The organism is Caldalkalibacillus mannanilyticus JCM 10596 (genome assembly GCF_000615945.1).
GTDB lineage: Bacteria > Bacillota > Bacilli > Caldalkalibacillales > JCM-10596 > Bacillus_AT > Bacillus_AT mannanilyticus.
Map to the genome: position 1 here is coordinate 51576 of NZ_BAMO01000024.1, position 19340 is coordinate 70915.

Here is a 19340-nt window from a genome sequence, read left to right on the forward strand (position 1 = left end):
CCTTGTATATACTTACATCCTTTTTTGTAGCCTTCTGTACCAGACAGTGAAGTAACCAAAGCATAGACCCATGATAATGACCGTTCCACCTAACCAGCCAACCCAATCAGAGAAGGTGAAGCTTTCTGTGAGGGAGTTAGGAATGAAGGCAATAATAAACATGATAAACTGGACGATCAATGGGAGGAGAGGTTTTACTTTTTTTGCTACAGGACCTTTACCAGTGATAAATTCATCCTTCAACACAGAATAGGCAAGGTATTGATCCATTGCCATCGTATTAAAGATGGTCATCACCCACACTGCCATCATGAGTGACTCTAAACGGGCAAAAAACTCTCCGGGTGCTTCAATCTCCTTCGCTAACTCAATGGTAGGAAAGGTGATAAACTTGGTTGCATCCAAGGAAAAGAGAGAATAAGAAAAAATGGTGACCAATATATAAAGTAAAGTAATAATTCCTATTGTTATATTAAGGGGTAAAGCACGCAGATCTGATTTTTTCATATAAGCCATAAAGAAAAAAATAATTTCAAAACCGACAAAAGCAAAGATGGTTTCTTTAATGGAAATGAAAATGGGAGAAACCCCTTCTGCCAGTACAGGACGCAGATCTTCCATACTGAAATTTCCAATGTTAAGAGTTAGGATACCCATTAGTACGAGAACAATGAGGGGCATGAAAAGAAGATTGAGATGGACTAAGCCCTGCACACCTCGATAGACTGCGTAAGTTGTTATGAGTAGCATCGAACCGACAATCACTTCAGCAGGGGTTTGATCTAGGAGATACATCTTAACTACGACAGATAGGATGCGAGCAAGAAATGCTCCAATGGTCACAAAATAAATAAAAAATAAAATAGCCAATAGTTTAGCTAGCCAAGTCCCTATGCGGTCCTTACCTAAAAATTGAAGTAGGTTTAAACCAGGATAATGACGTTGTAATCGAGTGTAGAGAGTAACAATGATCATGACAATACATCCACTTAGGCTGATCGAAATCCAACCATCCGTGGTGTTTAATTCCTGAGCCAATGATCTAGGAATGGTGAGGATTCCTACTCCGACAATAAAAGCAAGGACCGACATGCTCATTTCTATAGGGCTTATTTGATACCTGCTTTGATATTTCATATATCGTTTCTCCTCTTCATATTCGTTCTTCTTATCACCCTCCAATCCCCTTTTCTTTCGCTTGGATTTATGTTTTCTTATCCACAGTGACAGGTAACCAAAAAGGATGCTGCTGACAAAAAGTAAGGCTCCAAGCCATCCGATCCAATCACTGAAGGTAAAGCTCTCTACAAGCGAATTAGGGATAAACGTAATGATAAACACCAAAAGCTGAATGATACTAGGAAGAAATGCTTTGGTTTTTTTGAACTCGTTTTTTTTCGCTGGAAGAAACTCTTTTTTGAAAATAGAATAAGCGAAGAAATGGCACATTGTCATTGTGTTAAATATGGTCATAATCCATACCGTCATCATCAAGGACTCAAAGCGTTCGAAAAAAGCTCCAGGAACCTCGATTTCTTTCGCCAGCTCGATCGTCGGAAAGGTGATAAATTTAGTTGCATCTAAGGAAAAGATGGAATAGGCAAAAGTGGTGACAAGAATATAAAGGATCGTGATAATTCCTAGGCTAATATTAAGGGGCAGGGACCTTAAATCTGATTTTTTCATATAAGCCATAAAAAAGAAGATACTCTCAATACCTAAGAAAGAAAGCAGTGTATTTTTTAATGTTAACAACACAGGAGATACGCCTTCGGAGAAAACGGGACGCAGGGCGTCATAATCAAACTCGGGAATGTTAAAGCTAAGGACCCCCATAATAACTAGCATAATGATTGGCATGAAGATGAGATTAAGGTGAATGACTCCTTGGACCCCTTTATGAACAGCATAGGTTGTTAAGAGCAAGATACAGCCGGCAACCACCTCAGAAGGTGTTTGATCAAGTAGATACATCTTAACTACAACAGTGAGAATTCTGGCTTCAAAAGAACAAAGCGTAATGAAATAAATAATAAAGAGAATGGCAAGAATCTTAGCTCCCCATTTTCCTATGGAGCCTTGTTTCAGGTACTCAAGAATATTCATTCCCACAAAGTTCCGCTGTAATCGGGTATAGAGATAGCAGAATATCATCACAATGACTCCGCTTAAGGCTAGTGAAATCCAGCCATCAGGAGATTCTAATTCCTGAGCAAGAGATCGTGGAATGGTGAGAATCCCCACTCCAATGATAAAAGAGAGCAGAGTGATGCTTAATTCAATAGGAACAATCCGATAATGATCTTGATTATTCATCGCTATGCTTTCTCCTTTCTCCTAGAGTCTTTTAATGATCATCAATACCCTTGTATCATCAGATCTTTTCCAGGCTCCCACTGAGCAACAAGAACATCGGTGTAATCTTTGAAACCATTGGCTAGAATTTGTGTTTGGAGCCAGCTTTCACTTACTCCGCTTTCCTGTAGGTTATCTTGCAGGAGCTCTCCGTCGCTAATAAGGATATAGGATAATGAAACAAGCTGTTGGGGAAGATGAAGGTCTTGTTTGGTCGGCTGAGTATATTCTGCTTTTTTCATCACGGTCAGCTTCCCATCTGTTTCAATAATGGCATATTCTACTTCACGTAAAGAGAAAACATCCTTTCCCCTTAACAAATGCATGAGTTGATTAATATCTAATTTATTTTTTTTCAATTCCTTGTAAATCAGTTTTCCTTGGTGGATCACAATAGAAGGTTTCCCTTCTAAGAGACTCCGTGTTCTCTTAAACTTAATCGTTATGATTTGAGTAATATAGATAAGTAATCCCCAGAAGCCTACGGCGAATAAAATTTTACCGACTCCTGTTTCCTTATCGTATAAGGCGTTACCGACTAATTCCCCAAGAACAATCGCAGAAATAAAGTCGAAGGCGGTAATTTGAGTAATTTGTGTTTTTCCAAGCAGCTTTGTTAAGAAGAGTAAAGCAATAAATCCACATAAAAGTTCTACAGCAATTCGTATGTAATCCATTGTGAGCACCTCAGTCAGCTTATCATTACATTAATTTGTACAATTCATTCATTTTTATGTCATTTCTAAGAGCTTTCTAATCCTAGGAAGGACTAGCTATTTTTCTGTATAGGTTCATCTTTCTTTGTCGGCGGAAGAATGGGTATGAAGCGTTCCTGTAGTATCATGTCAATTAAATCTTCTATCTTGATCTTGATATTACACTCCGATAACACAGCAATAAAAACATCCTCGCAAGGATGATAAATAAGTTGACCACTGGGGTTAATTTGATAGACAGTCATGCTCCTCCCCTTTTTTTTCGCTTGTTTTTGTACTTCCCTAAAGACGAAAAAAATCTCGCCCCATATAGGCAAATATGGTTTTTGGCGATGTGTATATAACAGAGTCAAAAGTTTTATTGCTACATCGTCTATCGCACTATGCTCCATGTCTCCACCTTGATCTGATTTTGATTTTCTTTAGTTTTCTCAAAATACCCTACATTATGATTTTTTTCCAATGAATAAAAATAGATAAATGCACAGTTCCCCCTCTTAAAATGATTCATATTGTAAGACTATAAGTATAGAATTTGAAGGGGACTAGAGCATGAAGATGTACACCTCAATTGCGAATAAATGGAGAAAGCATCTCGTACTTCAGAAAGAACAGCGTTTACAGCCATATTTACCCGAAACAGATCTCTTTAGTGAAACCCTTTTATGGAGGTATTTAGAGAAACATCCTTTTGTTATTTTGAAGCCTGTTAGAGGAACGGGTGGAAAAGGAATTATCAAGGTTAGCAAAGATAAAGGTAGGTTTGAGCTGCAACACAATACGCAAAAAAAGATATTTAGCTCAAAGAGCCACTTGTATGCTAGAATCAAGCAATTAATAAGAACAAAAGAGTATCTCATTCAACAGGGAATCCAGCTTCTGGGGCTAAAAGGAAGGCCTATTGATTTACGTGTTGTCCTTCTTCGTCCAGCAGATGAGTGGGAGTATATAGGGGCTATGGGGAAAATGGCAGCAAGAAATAAGATCATTACTAATTTTTGCAAAGGCGGCTCTCCGATTATGGTCAGAAATGTACTGAGAAAAGGGTTGCATCTTAATCACAAGGAATGCACCAAAGTGGAAAGAGAAATGAGTGAGGTAGGTTTAATGGCAGCACAGTGCTTAGCAGATCGTTATAGGGGTATTAGAGAAGTTGGACTTGACATGGCTGTCGATAAAGAAGGGGATTTGTGGATATTAGAAGTGAATACAAGACCTATGTATCGGTTATTTAGATATCATTCAGATGAAAGCCTTTCGCCTACAATAAAAAAATACGTGAGGAGGATAAGAAAACGAAAATGATGAGGAACCCCTTGCTCATCTTCTGTGTAAGATAGCAAGGGGAGGGACGTCATGGTAAGTCATTTTTATGTAGCGGAAACGGATCAGCTTGTAGTAGTAAAACAAAGGTCGCACATCTTTTTTTTCAGTGTTCGGTTATTTATAGACAACATAGAGATTCATAAGTTTGCTCTAAGAGATACGAGCTATCGTTTAAATAAAAAAGAACTACCTTCAGGTTCGCATATAGTAAGTATTGTTGCTGCCTATGGGGCAGCAGGTACAGATTATCAGGTCATAGAGAAGTATATCATTCAAATAAAGAAGGACGCCAATTCTAGCTTAAGACCTTCAGTCGAAACGTTTAAGCCAGGTGATATTTTAATCGCCAGCGATAATATAAATGGTCTTCCTCCAGGGTATATGGGTCATTCTGCCATTGTTATAGATGAAGAAAATATAATCGAATCAGTGATGGTTGACCCCAGTATTTATCAAGATACCATCGAACAATTTTTTCAGGACCATACCTTTTATGCCCATTATCGACCAGTATCTGCTGAAATGGGAGAGAAAGCAGCAGAATGGGCAAAACAGTATCTAGAAAAATATAAAGAAAACAAAAGCAAGGGGATTAATAAACCTGTTTTTTCATTTTTTAAAATCAATTCGTTGAAGGAACCGTGGGAGGTTATTTATTGCTCGAAGCTAGTGTGGCTTAGTTACTATTATGGCGCAAACTATAAGTTTCATAATGACTACTTATGGTTTGCGCCACAGGATTTAGAAGAGGTGCTATCAAAAGACCCTCATTTTAAGTTAATATATAAACACCCTAAATATAAATTTAAGCTTGATTTATAGAGTGATACAAGGCTATTTCATTTTTTTCATCATGTTTTTCATTTGATTGATTTGCTTTGAATTGACGTTATAGCCCATTTGTTTCGCCATTTTTTGGATCATAGCTGGATCGGCTTGCATTTTTGTCATTTGGTTCTTTAGATAATAAACTCCTGCTGCAAAACCAATGGCTATTCCGAGGATTAAAGTGACGATTGGAATGATATACGCTAACATAATGTGCTCTCCTTTATTGGTAATAGTAAAGTCTGAGCTACATCATATCATATTATGGTCATGATGTGAAGAATCCACCAAATTCACATTATGAGAGCTGGAACCTTGTCCGAGCTTATTTATTCCAAACAGTGTCTTCAACAAGCTTCAAAACACGTGGAACAAATCCTTCAGCGTACTCTTCAGGGTACTGCATAGTCAGCATATAATAACGATTGTTCTTGGAGAACACGGACACGGTACCTAAGATGGTCACACCATCTTTTTTTCGTTTCTCGATATGATATTCAGCTTCTGAAATGGGCAGGATTTTTTTAGCGTCTGCACTCCGTTCTTTAATGGTAAAGCCGTTAATCTCATTAATTTCCTTGGATAATTGTGTCATCTCACCTATCGAAGAAACATTCATTTCCTGTGGTGAAAAGATACTGAGCCTTGCATCTTCGTTCACTTTTCCGCCAAAGTTAGCTTTCACCACGAAAACATCCCCTTCGCCAGAGCTAGCCTGATCAATAAGAAAGTCCTCCACTACATAGGTTTTAAATCCGAGTGCTTTATCTTCGTACAAGATAAATGTAAATTCCTCGTCAGAGCCTTCAAGCTGGATCACATCTTGTTTCATTGTTGTATGTGGCTTCCCTTGCTTTCCTGTTGATGCATCTGTTGATGTGCTTTCTTCTTCTTTTATTTCATCCACGGATGATTCAGATTTCTCCTCCATAGGATCCTCTTTCTGACCTTCCTCCGGTTCCTGGGAATGTTGATTCTCAATTTCTTGTGGTGCTGATAAATCCACTTGCTGCTTAGAACATGCTGCACTCCCTAGAACAACAATGATAAGTGCAATGATGAGCCCTAGTTTTTCATAATGTATCTTCCCCCTCCTACAGTCTCTACTTTTTCTTTTAACTATAGACGATAACACCCATAGAAAGGTTGCAGAATGTTCCATATTTAAACAAATGATTTTGTAAATATTCTCCGGAACCTGCCTAACATTAGTGAAGAATTTTATTTGTTAGAAAATTTGTCATGTAAATAGCAGGAATACCATTTATTATGTAGAATATATATCGCGGACAGAAATTTTTTATACTCAAAACTTTAGACTAGAGAGGGGGATTTCCAGATGTCGCAGCCCATCCTAGAGGTGAGAAATCTGCAGACGCATTTTTTTACTGACAATGGTGAAATTCCTGCCGTAGATAACGTGAGTATTTCTATTAACGAGGGGGAGATCTTGGGGGTTGTAGGAGAATCGGGTTGTGGAAAAAGTGTAACTTCATTATCCATTATGGGTCTTATTCCTAATCCACCTGGAAAAATTGTAGGTGGGGAGATTATTTTCAAAAATGAAAATTTACTCCGCTTTTCGGAGAAAAAAATGAGGGCGATTCGAGGCAATGATGTGGCGATGATTTTTCAAGAGCCCATGACCTCCTTAAACCCTGTATACACAATAGGTGATCAAATAGGCGAAACTATCAGAATACATAAAAAAGTCAATAAAAAAAGGGCAAGGGAGCTCTCCATTAATATGTTGAAAAAAGTAGGAATCCCTAGAGCTGAGCAGATTGTGAACGAGTATCCGCACCAATTGTCAGGAGGAATGAGACAACGTGTCATGATTGCTATGGCAATGTCCTGCGAGCCCAAGCTCCTGATTGCAGATGAACCAACAACTGCACTTGATGTGACGATTCAAGCCCAGATTTTAGACTTAATGCGTCAGCTCAACAAAGAAAATGAAACCGCTATCATGCTGATTACACATGATTTAGGTGTGGTGGCAGAAATCTGTGACCGAGTCGTCGTGATGTATGGCGGGAAGGTAGTGGAGGAAGGGGATGTGAGAACGATCATGAAAAAACCACAGCACCCTTATACGAAGGGACTCATTCGCTCCTTGCCTAAACTGCATCAAAAAGAAGAAAGGTTATTTTCAATCCCCGGAAATGTTCCGAAGCCTGGAAGTATTCTATATGGTTGCCGATTTGCCCCTAGGTGTGATGAAGTGCTGGACATTTGTTCTAACAAAGATCCTGAACTCATAGAGATAACCTCAGGACACCACTGTCGTTGCTTTCACTTTGAACAGGAGGGGGGACATAGCAGATGAGCACTCCTCTACTAAAAGTTCAGAATTTAAAGAAGTATTTTGATATTACAGGTGGCATTTTGGGGCGCAAACAGGGTGAAGTAAAGGCTGTGGATGATGTTTCTTTTTCTGTACAGCGTGGGGAGGTCCTTGGTTTAGTTGGTGAGAGCGGCTGTGGGAAATCAACTACAGGCAGATCGATCCTGCGTCTGATTGAACCTACTTCAGGTAACATCTATTTTGAAGGCGAGGACATAACCAAGCTGCGAGAAGAGGAAATGCGTCAAAAAAGGCGAGATATGCAAATCGTTTTTCAAGATCCCTATGCTTCTCTCAACCCTAGGCATACGGTAGAAAAAATTATGATGGAACACTGATTGTTCACGGGATTGGCAATAAAAAAGAAAGACAGGAAAAGGTGCATCATCTTCTAGAGGTGGTCGGTCTAAGCAGCTATCATGCCAAAAGATATCCTCATCAGTTTAGTGGAGGACAACGGCAAAGGATAGGAATTGCACGTGCTCTAGCTGTGAATCCCAAGCTTATTATTGCTGATGAACCTGTATCTGCATTAGATGTTTCCATCCAATCTCAAGTACTTAATCTGATGCAGGATCTGAAGAAGGAGTATCAACTTACCTATCTCTTTATTGCCCATGATCTTAGTGTGGTCAAGCATATCAGTGACAGAGTGGGTGTGATGTACCTTGGGCGCTTGGTCGAATTGGCAGCCAAAGAAAAGATGTACGAAGATCCGAAGCATCCCTATACCCAAGCCTTACTTTCGGCAGTGCCAGTCGCGGATCCTGATTATAAAAGAGAACGAATTTTATTGACAGGGGATCTGCCAAGTCCATCAAATCCTCCAGCGGGTTGTGCCTTTCATACAAGATGCTCAGCATGTATGGAGATATGTAAAACAACAAGACCTCTTTTTAGGGAGCTTTCGGAGGGTCATTTCGTGGCTTGTCATCTTTATGAATAAGAATGATGGTCACGTTCTGATAAAGAAAATTGATTACATAAGGGGGAAATAAGTGATGAAAAAGAAGGGCTTATTATTATTTCTAGTACTGATCCTTGCCTTTTCAACTGTGTTAGTCGGTTGTGGCAAAGAAACAACGAATCCTTCCGAGTCAGGAACTCAAGATGAGGGTCAATCAGAGGATAAGAAAGAAAGCGGCAAACCCAAGGTCTTAATTTTTGCTCGTGGAGGAGATTCTGTTAGTCTAGACGATGCTAGTACGACAGATGGTGAAACCTCACGTGTGACGAAACAGATTTTTGAGTCATTATTAGAGTTTGAGTCAGATTCCTTTCAAGTAAAAGAAGGATTAGCCACAAGCTGGAGCATTGAAGATAACGGAACTCGTTATGTGTTGGAGCTAAGAAAAGACGTTAAGTTCCATGATGGAACAGACTTTAATGCGGATGCTGTCATCTTTAATTTTGAGCGTTGGTCTGACAAGGAAAACCCGTACCATTTTGCCGAAGAAGGATTCTCTTATGTCTTCTATGGTAATGAATTTGGCGGATTCAAAGGGGATGAGGGTCATGTGATCAAGGAGATTAATAAAATCGATGATCATACCATTGAATTTGTCTTAACCAGATCTCATGCACCATTTCTGCAAAATTTAGCGATGTCTGCCTTTGCTATTGCTTCACCTGCCAGCTTTGAGAAGTATGGCAGCAGAATTACGGAGAATCCTGTAGGGACAGGTCCGTTTATGTTTAAAGAATGGAAGAGAAATGAATCCATCACTTTAGTAAAAAATCCAAACTATTGGAAGGAAGGCTTACCTATTCTAGATACGGTCATCTTCCAAGTCATTCCTGATAATGCAGCCCGATTTACGGCTCTTCGTGCGGGACAAATAGATATTATGGATGGGTTAAATCCAGATGATATCCCTGTTGTAGAAGGAGATGCCTCGCTTGTTCTACACCAGCGTGCCGCGAACAACGTAGGCTATCTTGGATTTAACGTAGAAAAAGCCCCATTCGATAATCCGAAGGTGCGTATCGCGATGAATCATGCTGTGAACAAGGATGCTCTAATTGCAGGGCTGTATAGTAATCTTGCAGTGAGAGCAAAGGGAGCACTCCCACCTGGCTATCTTGGATACAATGATGCAATAGAAGAGTATACGTATGATGTAGAAAAAGCCAAAGCTCTTCTAGCGGAAGCAGGCTACCCCAATGGCTTTGAATTTGATTTATGGACAATGCCTGTAGCAAGACCATATATGCCTGATCCTCAAAAAGCAGCTGAGGCACTTCAAGCAGACTTTGCTAAAGTTGGCATTACAGCCAAAATCGTTTCCATGGAATGGGCGACCTATCTTGAAGAAACAGCGAAAGGAAAGCAGGATGTCTATATGCTAGGCTGGTCTGGAACGAATGGAGATCCTGACTACTTTGTGAATAATCTATTAAGCAAGAATGCGATTCCAGGGGGGAACCGTTCCTTCTATGCCAATGAAGAAGTATCCAATATCTTCACAAAAGCGGTTGGCTTAACAGATCAAAATGAACGGGATCAATTGTATAAACAGGCTCTCGCTCTTATTCATGAAGATGCGCCTTGGATTCCACTGGTTCACAATACACCTGTTTTAGCTGGAAGCAGCAAAGTGAAGAACTATGTTCCTCATCCATCAACCTCCGAGTCTTTAGCACAAGTAGATTTAGCAGATGAATAGAAGATGAAATGAATAAAAGATGAATGAATACAGGGTAGTAGAGAGAGGCTCTACTACCTCTTTTAAAAAAATAAGCTTCTCAGTAGAATTGAGGTGAAACCTTGCTTGCGTATACAATTCGTCGTTTGCTGTTACTAATCCCTGTTTTGATTGGGATGTCACTGATTACATTTTCTATCATTCACTTAATTCCAGGAAATCCAGCTCATACAATCTTAGGAGAGCAAGCAACCCCTGCTGCTATAGAGGAATTAGAAAGAAACCTAGGGTTAGATAAACCATACATAGTTCAGTACGGCTTATATGTTAAAGGCTTGCTCACAGGGGACCTAGGAACATCGCTTCGAACGAAATCACCTATTTCAGAAGAAATGCGCCCTTTTTTAGCTGCGACGGTAGAGCTCACCATCTTTAGTATGATTTTTGCCATTATCGTGGGAGTCAATGCTGGGATAGTTAGTGCCTGGAAGCAAAATTCCTGGTTTGACTATACAAGCATGATCATAGCGCTAGTAGGGGTGTCGATGCCGATTTTCTGGTTAGCCTTGGTTGAACAGTGGATTTTTGCTCAGGAGCTAGGCTGGTTGCCTGCTTTTGGACGAGAGAATGCAAGAGATCCAGTGGAAATTGTCACTCATCTATACTTAATTGATTCTCTTTTGTCAGGTCGAGTGGATCAATTTTGGGGAAGTATAAAGCATTTAATCCTTCCGGGAATTGCCCTTGGTACAATTCCTATGGCGATCATTGCCGGATGACTCGTTCGAGTATGCTTGAGGTGTTGCGTTCAGATTATATTCGTACTGCTAAAGCCAAAGGGACTCATCAATTTTTCGTCATTTATAAGCACGGGTTGAAAAATGCTTTAATTCCTGTTCTTACCGTAGTGGGGTTACAGACGGGGACGTTATTAGGGGGAGCCATATTAACGGAAACGATTTTTAGTTGGCCAGGAATGGGCCGTTATATTTTTGAAGCGATCGGAAATAGAGATTATCCTGTTATACAATCTGGGATCTTAGTCGTGGCAACTATTTTCGTTCTAGTCAATTTAGTAGTCGATTTATTATATGCTTATGTTGATCCGAGGATCAAATATTGATGAGAGGTGAATGATATGGAATCAGTGAAAGTCGACTCTAATCCCAATCTCTCTCCAAAACAGCCTCCAATCAAGCAAAATGATGAAGTGGTTTCCCCTTGGCGAGATGCATATAGAAATTTAAAGAAGAATAAATTAGCGATCGTTGGGGCAGGAATTATTTTGTTCTTTATCTTGATTGCGCTCCTTGCTCCTTGGATGACCTCTTACTCTTATGATGAGGTTGATCTAGTGAATCGGCTACAAGCTCCATCAGCAGATCACTGGTTCGGGACAGATGATTTTGGACGAGATATTTTTACTCGAATTATTTATGGAGCGAGAATTTCTCTGCTGGGTGGGGTTCTTTGCGGTTACAGGCTCCCTCATTGTGGGAACATTCTTAGGAGTCGTTGCGGGCTATTACGGTCGTTGGATTGATTTAACCATCTCACGGATTTTTGATATTATGCTAGCTTTTCCTAGTATTTTATTAGCGATCGCGATTGTAGCGATTCTTGGTCCATCATTAAGGAATGCCTTGATTGCCATAGCCATCGTTAATATTCCTGTGTTTGGTAGATTAGTTCGCTCCAAGGTACTGAGCTTAAAAGAAGAGGAATTTATTATGGCGGCTAGAGCTCAGGGGATGAAGCATGGGCGAATTATTCTTCATCATGTACTACCTAATAGTTTGGCTCCTATTATTGTCCAAGCTACATTAGGCTTTGGTACCGCTATCTTAGAAGCGGCAGCCTTAGGATTCTTAGGAATGGGAGCACAACCTCCTAATCCTGAATGGGGGAAAATGCTCTCGGATTCAAGGGCCTTCATCCAAAGTGCGCCATGGACAGTCTTGTTCCCTGGCTTTTCAATCATGTTGATTGTTTTAGGATTTAATTTGATCGGAGATGGTTTAAGAGATGCACTTGATCCTAAGATGAAAAATTAAATCAAAGAGTGTCAATAACATACGATGCTAAAAAAACCTGTATTTGTCGATGGCTCCTAGTTTCAAAGGAAACGACAGGTACAGGTTTTTTTCTGATGGACACCGGTGGACATCGGTGGACATAGGAACAAACTAAGCCGTTTTGTTATAGATGACTACTTTGTTTCGACCCGTTTGTTTGGCTTCATATAGCGCTTCATCTGCTTTACAGTAGAGAATGGAGGATGTATCTGATTGGTCAAAGCGAGTAAGACCGATACTGACAGTGATGTAGTGAGCATTTCGTTGATACATGAAAGGGAAGCGTTCAACTGTTTGACGAATCCTTTCCGCAATTTTATACCCATCATTCTCTGAAATCTTAGGTAGGATAATAATAAATTCTTCTCCCCCCATTCGGACAACCGTGTCTGACTCTCTGACACATTCTGAAATGATAAAGCTTAACTTCCGAAGAACCTCATCACCAAATTGATGACCAAAATTATCATTTAACTGTTTAAAATGATCGATATCTAGCGCTAAAAGGATAAGGGATTGTCCAGATTGTCGATGTTCCTCTAATACGCTGCGAATATAGCGATCAAAATATCTGCGGTTATACAAACCGGTTAACGGGTCTAGATTCGCCAAATTTTCTAATTTTTCTTCGGCTCGATGACCTTGAATGCGAAAAAAAGCGATCACATAGATTAATACGGCATAAATCAATAAGCTGAAGAACAGATCAATACCTACCCGATGATCTAATTGCCCTTGGTAGTGAAGAGCGAAAAAAAGATACTTGAATCCCGTTAAGAAGACTGTTGTTATAAAAACAATCTTCCAATAGGGATAAAGGGTAATCATACAAATAGCTGGTACCAAAAAGAGGAACCAGATCGAAGAGTTTGTATGTGTCTCCTCCCATAGAAATAAAATGAGTAGGGGGATAAGAGAACTAATTATGGTAAACAGATATAAATGATTTTTATTACTCATCAAGATCACCTGCTTCTTATCATAGAACGGATCTAGATTTGTCGAAGTTCATAGAATATATATATTATACATAGTATTCAGATTGAATGAAATACCTAAAGTGAAAAATATTCTCAATTGTTAAGAGTAACAAGATTCAGCGATCTTGAAATAATATTGAAAAAACGTCCTCTACAATAGGGACGTTTTTTCACAGTTTATCACGTTCTGAGCATCAGGTGTAGTAAAAACTCCATCTGATGGAATCCTACTTTATCAATTTTCAGCTTGATGTTGATAGTCTTCCTTCGTTAGAACTTTTTTTAGATCATCCTGTACACTCTTTTCCCACAATGGAACCTTTGAGCGATAGGCGGCTCGGCAAATCAAATGCCCCGCTACTGGCGCTGTCACAAAGACGAAAAGTATTCCTAAAAGCAGTCTTGCACTCACATATCCTTGGAAAACCCAAAAATAGAGAAAAGCACCTGAGAGGATACAAATAACGCCAAGTGTAGCTGCTTTTGTCGCTGCGTGAGATCTTGTATAAACATCAGGCAAGCGCAGAATGCCAAAGGCACTAAGTAAGCTTAACAGGGAACCGACCAAAATAAGAAAGGAAACAATCCAACTAGTTATTTCGTTTATGTTCAATCACGACACCCCTTTCAAGGAACTTAGAAAAGGAAATCGTCCCAATAAAGGCAAGAATCCCTATCAAAAGAATGACTTCCATATACGCATGGGTGTTAAACATAATAGAAAGGATTCCAACAAAGCCGATGATATGAATGCCAATGGAGTCCAGAGCTATGACTCGATCGGGCATCGAAGGTCCTTTGATGACCCGATATAAGCAGGCAAAGATGGAGATAGACAGAATGATAAGTGATATAAAAAGAACCGTTTCTAACACTATCGACTCACCTCCAATATGGCTTTTTCAAATGTATTCTTGATCTGTGCTATTACTTCTTCGGCATCTTGTATATCCATCGCATGGATATAGAGGACATCTCCTTCTAAGGAAAGATCAACCGTTACCGTACCAGGGGTTAAGGTGATTAAACAGGCGAGTGTAGAAATTTCCCAATCCCTTGTTAGTTCAGTAGGTAAAGCAATAATTCCAGGCTTCATCGTTAACTTTGGCTGTAAAATAAGCTTCATCACAGCAAAATTTGAGAGAATAAGCTCCTTTAGAAAAAGTAATATAAGGGCAAGGATCGCCCATAGTTTTTTGAGGTAGAAGGGAGTAGGAATAAACCTTCTAAGTAAGAAGATCAATCCTAATCCAATGAGGTAACCTGCAATAAAAGTATTGGCTGCCCAGCTATTATTTAAGAACATCCAGACGAACGCAATTAGGAGATTTAAAAGTATTTGAAATGGCATTTGCTATCTACTCCTTTACCGGTGATACAGCATCAATATAAATAGAAGGATTCATAAGTGTATGTGCTGCCTCCGAAATATAGTCTCCATATACCCATTCTGCTCCCAGACCAAGTGCAATGGATAGAAGGATAAGCAATGCACAAGGAAGAGCAAGTCCTTTAAACGAAGCCTTCTCCTCTTCTCTGCGTAATTTCTGTTCGCGCCAGAAGCCATTCATGAATATTTTTATCACAGAGTATAAAATCAATAGACTCGATAGGAGGCTGATTCCTGTTAGCCAGTAGAACCCAGCATCTAGACCTCCTTGAATGATCAAGAGCTTACCAATAAAGCCGCTTAAAGGAGGAACTCCTGCTAAGGCTAGAGCAGCGATGAAGAACATCCAGCCTAATCCTGGGTGATTCTTAATTAACCCACCCATCTCTTTTAGATTGCTGGTACCGGCTATAGCAATCATGGCACCCCCAAGGAGGAAGAGCAGAGCCTTGACAATCATATCGTGAATGAGATAAAAGATAGCCCCTTCTATAGCGACGGTGGTAAAAATAGCAAAGCCAAACATGATAAAACCAACAGCAGCAACAACATTATAGGCAAGAATCTTACGCACATCCCAATGAGCTACAGCTCCTAAGACACCAATAATCATGGTCATTCCAGCGAGCCAGGCGATCAATTGATGCGTAATTTCCGGCTGCTGATAGAAGATAAGGGAAAAGGTTCGGAAAATCGCATAAACCCCTACTTTGGTTAATAACCCACCAAAAATAGCTGCAATAGCGGTTGGAGGAGCACTGTAAGAGCCCGGCAACCAAAAGTACAAAAATAATCCAGCTTTCAAACTAAAGACAAACAAGAACAAGAGGGCAATGATCAGAACAAGTCCCTGCTGACCACTTGTAGCTTGTGTCATGATTTCAGAAACAATAAGTGATAAATCCGCCATGTTGAGTGTACCGGTGACTGCATATAGATAGGCAACCGAGATGACAAAAAAGATAGAGGAAACAATGTTGATCAAAACATATTTTAGTGATTCACGTAATTGTTCCTTTGTTCCACCTAATACAATCAAAACATAAGAGGAAATGAGCATCACTTCAAAACATACAAAAAGGTTGAAAATATCTCCTGTTAAGAAAGATCCGCTTACTCCTGTTATGAGGAATAGCATGAAGGGATAAAAATAAAACCTCTCTCGTTCGATACCTATGGAACGAAAAGCAAATAAGATACAGCATAAGCCTACAATAGAGGCTGTAGCGACAAGTAAGGCAGCAAACATATCAGCAACCAGAATGATACCAAAAGGCGGCTCCCATCCTCCCAATCTTAGCGTTTGTATCCCTTTGAGAGAAACAGTTTGGACTAATTGGATCGAAACTCCTATGGTGAGGATCATGGCAATAGCACTCAGCCATTTCTGTACTTTAATCTGCTCACGAAATAGAATCAAGATGATTCCTGTTAGAAGCGGTATGATTAGTGGTAATATCAGTAGATTATTCATCATCATTTCCCCTTAATTGATCCATATCATCCGTTCCCAGTTCTTTATAAGCCCGATAAGCAAGTACAAAGAAAAAGGCGGTTACTCCAAAACTGATAACGATCGCTGTTAAAATCAAGGCTTGAGGAAGTGGATCTGTATAAGCTCCTACATTTCCTCCTGATAGATCGTCAGGTAATAGTGGAGGGTTTCCTGTTTTCAGACCTGCCATCGTTAATAACAGAAGGTGGGCACCATGACTTAAAATCGCTGTTCCTAGAATGATACGGAGTAAGCTTTTCGTTAAGATTAAGTAGACTCCTACAGTAAATAGAACCCCAACTACAAGGGACATTATTATTTCCATTATTCATCCTCCCCAATAGTTAGAATAATGGTCATCGTAACTCCAATGACAGTAAAATAAACCCCAAGGTCAAAAATCAGAACAGTCGCTAGCTCTGTTTTACCTAGAATCGGTAAGTATTTGTAAGCGAATGTATGAGAAAGGAAGGGTACTTTGAATAGAAAGGAACCAATCCCTGTCGCTACAGCAAGGAATAATCCTACTGCAGCAAGCTTTTTGTAATCAATAGGAATCACACTTTTCATCGTCTCTATATCATAAGCTAGGTATAACAGGACAAGTCCTGAGGCTGTCATCAGTCCTCCGATGAAACCGCCTCCCGGATTGTTATGCCCTGCAAAGAAAAGAAAGACAGAGAAAGTGAGAATAATAAAAGATACAGCTTTTGTTACTGTTTGTAGGATGACATCATTTATTTTCATGATACATCCCTCCTAGCTAATCGTAGTTTGATCAATGCAAAAACACCTAGTGCTGCAATTCCCAGCACAACAACCTCTAACATGGTATCAAAGCCTCGGAAGTCAACTAAAATCACGTTAACCATATTTTTTCCGCCCGCAAGAGGATAGCTTGCTTCCACAAACCACTCAGAAATCGGCTGATACAAGCGGGTCGAATGGGCAGATAAAGCAATCATAGTTACCGTTATTCCTACACCAATGGCAATAATGGCATTAGTCAATTTGAATTTCACCCGAGTAAGCTCTTTTTTCAGCTTCGGTAGATGGTAGAAACATAATAAGAACAAAGCGACAGAAACCGTTTCTACGATCAACTGAGTCAGCGCAAGGTCAGGTGCTCTGAAGATGACAAAGAACAATGCCACAATGTATCCTACAACTCCGACAGCAATAATAGCGGTTAACCTCGAATTGGTAAACAGGATAAAAATAGCGGCAATGATGGTCACGATCGCTAGGATGAGTTCATACATACCGATCTCAGCAGAATGGGCAAAGGCTGTAGCGAGATCAAAGTTAAAAGACACCTAGCCGATACATATAACCGCCGATAACAAGGATAAAGAAGGTGAAGATATAGACTAAATAATCACGTATATATCCAGTCATATAAAGGCTATTAAACCTTTTAGATCCTCTTTCTAATGACACAAGTCCCTGATCGTAGAAATAATTGAGCGCAAGCTTTTGCGGGAATAGATTATAGATTCCCTGCCATTTGCTAAGACCAAGATACAGCAGGACTCCGAGAGCAATAACTCCCATGGTCATGAATAATTCGGCTGTAAAGCCATGCCAGAAATAGATATCAACTTGGTAGTGACCTTCGATCAATGGCAAGATGGATACCATAGCTGGCTCAATTAAAGTATAAGACAGCAGGTTGGGAAAGAAGCCAAATATCACGACAAGTGAAACTAAGATAACTGGTGAAACCAGCATCCCAATAGGTGCCTCATGTGGCGTCGTTTCAAGCTTCTCAGGCTGATATTTTCCTAAGAACGTTTTTGTTACTAAAACGGTACTATAAATAAAAGTAAAAATACTGGCAAGCCATGCAATTACAGGGAAAAGCATCCCCCATGTACTCATATCAAAAATATCTAGTTTAGAGGCATTCAGCACCCCTGTAAAAAAGAGTTCCTTACTTAAAAAGCCGTTAAAAGGAGGAAGTCCAGCCATAGAGGCGGATCCAATGATAGCAAGGGTGAAGGTAACAGGCATCAGGCTCATTAAGCCTCCCAGTTTACGAATATCCCTTGTCCCTGTTTCATGGTCAACAATTCCGACCACCATAAATAAGGCTCCCTTAAAGGTAGCATGATTAATTAAGTGAAAGATGGCAGCTAGGGTCGCTGTGGTATACATAGCGTCGGTAGTAGAGCCATAGTACAGAGAGGCGGAACCTAGTCCGAGTAAACACATAATTAATCCTAATTGACTGATTGTAGAGAAGGCTAATATTGATTTTAAATCCGTTTGTTTGACGGCAGAGAACGAACCCCAGAATAGAGTGACTAAGCCAAAGCCAGCAACCAACCAGAACCATTCTGCTGTTCCACCAAATACAGGAGTCATTCTCGCGACTAAATAAATCCCTGCTTTAACCATCGTTGCCGAATGGAGATACGCACTGACAGGTGTTGGTGCTTCCATCGCATCAGGCAGCCAGATATGAAAAGGAAACTGAGCTGATTTTGTAAAGGCACCGAGCAGGATAAGAAGTAAAGCTGGGATAAAGAGAGTATGATCTTGGATCAGACTTACTTGCTCAATAATCTCGCGAATACTGAAGCTTCCTGTCATAAGATAGAGCAGGACAAAGCCTGCCAACATAGAAAAGCCCCCAAATACGGTAATCAGCATCGATTTTTGGGCACCATAGCGCGATTTTTCTCTTTGATACCAGTAAGCAATCAATAGAAAAGAAGCAAGACTGGTAAATTCCCAGAACACATATAAAACGATAAGGTTATCGGATAACACGACTCCTAGCATGGCACCCATGAACATCAGGAGGTACACATAGAAACTGTTAAGAGCCTCTTTTTCTTTAGACAGATAGTAGATGGAATACAGAACAACAAGAGCTCCTATTCCAGTAATGAGTAAGCTAAATAATAATCCTAGTCCGTCTAGATAAACCGTGTAATGAATGTCAAACGATGGAATCCAAGGAATCGAAGCTTTAATAGGGTCCCCTGAAGCCACCCGACTGATCTGCTGAATCAAATAAGAAAAAAGAATGACCGGTAGAATCAGGACAAACCATCCTGTATGTATTTGACGAAAATACTTATACAAAAATGGAACGATAAGGGCTAATATGAAGGGTGCTAGGACCACTAGATGTAATAACGACAAAATTTTGACCTCCTTTTTTCTAAATCTCTA

General features: G+C 39.9%; 16 protein-coding genes and 4 pseudogenes. 7 read left to right on the forward strand and 13 right to left on the reverse strand.

Translation table 11 applies throughout. The annotated features are described in order from the left end of the window. Window positions 1-12: 12 nt before the first annotated feature. The 3 genes from JCM10596_RS27980 to JCM10596_RS29225 form a co-directional block, all read right to left on the reverse strand. Window positions 13-2316 carry a GerAB/ArcD/ProY family transporter gene (locus tag JCM10596_RS27980; RefSeq protein ID WP_025027599.1) on the reverse strand — a complete coding sequence of 768 codons (2304 nt, stop codon included), beginning with the start codon at window positions 2314-2316 and terminating at the stop codon, window positions 13-15. A gap of 41 nt (window positions 2317-2357) precedes the next feature. Further along, window positions 2358-3032: a DUF421 domain-containing protein gene (locus JCM10596_RS13610; protein ID WP_025027600.1), complete on the reverse strand. Its 675-nt coding sequence runs from the start codon at window positions 3030-3032 to the stop codon at window positions 2358-2360. Between the two features lie 92 nt (window positions 3033-3124). After that, entirely contained in the window at window positions 3125-3316 is a 192-nt protein-coding gene (locus JCM10596_RS29225; RefSeq protein ID WP_148302603.1) for a hypothetical protein, read from the reverse strand. 307 nt (window positions 3317-3623) lie between these two features. Between JCM10596_RS29225 and JCM10596_RS13620 the strand changes: the two genes are divergently transcribed. Both JCM10596_RS13620 and JCM10596_RS27985 read left to right on the forward strand, forming a co-directional pair. Beyond that, complete coding sequence (locus tag JCM10596_RS13620) at window positions 3624-4376, forward strand: YheC/YheD family protein (RefSeq protein ID WP_025027602.1); 753 nt, start codon at window positions 3624-3626, stop codon at window positions 4374-4376. 51 nt (window positions 4377-4427) lie between these two features. Continuing rightward, window positions 4428-5219, forward strand: a complete 792-nt coding sequence (locus tag JCM10596_RS27985) for a C40 family peptidase (RefSeq protein ID WP_025027603.1) — start codon at window positions 4428-4430, stop codon at window positions 5217-5219. A 12-nt stretch (window positions 5220-5231) separates the two neighbouring features. On the opposite strand, the gene JCM10596_RS13630 is transcribed toward JCM10596_RS27985, so the two are convergent. Continuing rightward, window positions 5232-5435: a YneF family protein gene (locus tag JCM10596_RS13630; protein ID WP_025027604.1), complete on the reverse strand. Its 204-nt coding sequence runs from the start codon at window positions 5433-5435 to the stop codon at window positions 5232-5234. A gap of 115 nt (window positions 5436-5550) precedes the next feature. Continuing rightward, the gene (locus JCM10596_RS13635; RefSeq protein ID WP_148302604.1) at window positions 5551-6156 is read right to left on the reverse strand and encodes a hypothetical protein; all 606 of its coding nucleotides are present in this window, start codon (window positions 6154-6156) and stop codon (window positions 5551-5553) included. Between the two features lie 408 nt (window positions 6157-6564). On the opposite strand from JCM10596_RS13635, the gene JCM10596_RS13640 reads away from it, so the two are divergent. From JCM10596_RS13640 to nikC, 5 genes and pseudogenes are all read left to right on the forward strand, one after another. Next, on the forward strand, window positions 6565-7554 hold the full coding sequence (locus JCM10596_RS13640; RefSeq protein WP_025027606.1) for an ABC transporter ATP-binding protein: 990 nt from the start codon (window positions 6565-6567) through the stop codon (window positions 7552-7554). Continuing rightward, window positions 7551-8518: pseudogene (locus tag JCM10596_RS25565) on the forward strand (ABC transporter ATP-binding protein). The gene JCM10596_RS13640 and the pseudogene JCM10596_RS25565 overlap by 4 nt, the downstream one beginning before the upstream one ends. A gap of 55 nt (window positions 8519-8573) precedes the next feature. Then, window positions 8574-10238: an ABC transporter substrate-binding protein gene (locus JCM10596_RS13650; protein WP_025027607.1), complete on the forward strand. Its 1665-nt coding sequence runs from the start codon at window positions 8574-8576 to the stop codon at window positions 10236-10238. A gap of 101 nt (window positions 10239-10339) precedes the next feature. Further along, a pseudogene (locus JCM10596_RS25570) lies at window positions 10340-11340 on the forward strand (ABC transporter permease). Window positions 11341-11355: 15 nt separating this feature from the next. After that, window positions 11356-12271, forward strand: a pseudogene (nikC, locus tag JCM10596_RS25575) (nickel transporter permease). A gap of 132 nt (window positions 12272-12403) precedes the next feature. On the opposite strand, the gene JCM10596_RS27990 reads toward nikC, so the two are convergent. From JCM10596_RS27990 to JCM10596_RS25585, 8 genes and pseudogenes are all read right to left on the reverse strand, one after another. Further along, window positions 12404-13252: a GGDEF domain-containing protein gene (locus JCM10596_RS27990; protein WP_025027608.1), complete on the reverse strand. Its 849-nt coding sequence runs from the start codon at window positions 13250-13252 to the stop codon at window positions 12404-12406. 255 nt (window positions 13253-13507) lie between these two features. Beyond that, complete coding sequence (locus JCM10596_RS13670) at window positions 13508-13885, reverse strand: Na+/H+ antiporter subunit G (RefSeq protein WP_025027609.1); 378 nt, start codon at window positions 13883-13885, stop codon at window positions 13508-13510. After that, entirely contained in the window at window positions 13863-14147 is a 285-nt protein-coding gene (locus tag JCM10596_RS13675) for a Na(+)/H(+) antiporter subunit F1 (RefSeq protein ID WP_025027610.1), read from the reverse strand. Before JCM10596_RS13675 ends, JCM10596_RS13670 begins: the two co-directional genes overlap by 23 nt. Beyond that, window positions 14147-14623 carry a Na+/H+ antiporter subunit E gene (locus JCM10596_RS13680; protein ID WP_025027611.1) on the reverse strand — a complete coding sequence of 159 codons (477 nt, stop codon included), beginning with the start codon at window positions 14621-14623 and terminating at the stop codon, window positions 14147-14149. Before JCM10596_RS13680 ends, JCM10596_RS13675 begins: the two co-directional genes overlap by 1 nt. 7 nt (window positions 14624-14630) lie before the next feature. Further along, on the reverse strand, window positions 14631-16136 hold the full coding sequence (locus tag JCM10596_RS13685; RefSeq protein WP_025027612.1) for a Na+/H+ antiporter subunit D: 1506 nt from the start codon (window positions 16134-16136) through the stop codon (window positions 14631-14633). Then, window positions 16129-16482: a Na(+)/H(+) antiporter subunit C gene (locus tag JCM10596_RS13690; protein ID WP_025027613.1), complete on the reverse strand. Its 354-nt coding sequence runs from the start codon at window positions 16480-16482 to the stop codon at window positions 16129-16131. Before JCM10596_RS13690 ends, JCM10596_RS13685 begins: the two co-directional genes overlap by 8 nt. Further along, window positions 16482-16904 (reverse strand): Na(+)/H(+) antiporter subunit B, encoded by a 423-nt coding sequence (locus tag JCM10596_RS13695; RefSeq protein WP_025027614.1) that lies wholly within the window; start codon window positions 16902-16904, stop codon window positions 16482-16484. Before JCM10596_RS13695 ends, JCM10596_RS13690 begins: the two co-directional genes overlap by 1 nt. Then, window positions 16901-19310 (reverse strand): annotated as a pseudogene (locus tag JCM10596_RS25585) (Na+/H+ antiporter subunit A). The gene JCM10596_RS13695 and the pseudogene JCM10596_RS25585 overlap by 4 nt, the downstream one beginning before the upstream one ends. Between the last annotated feature and the right edge of the window lie 30 nt (window positions 19311-19340).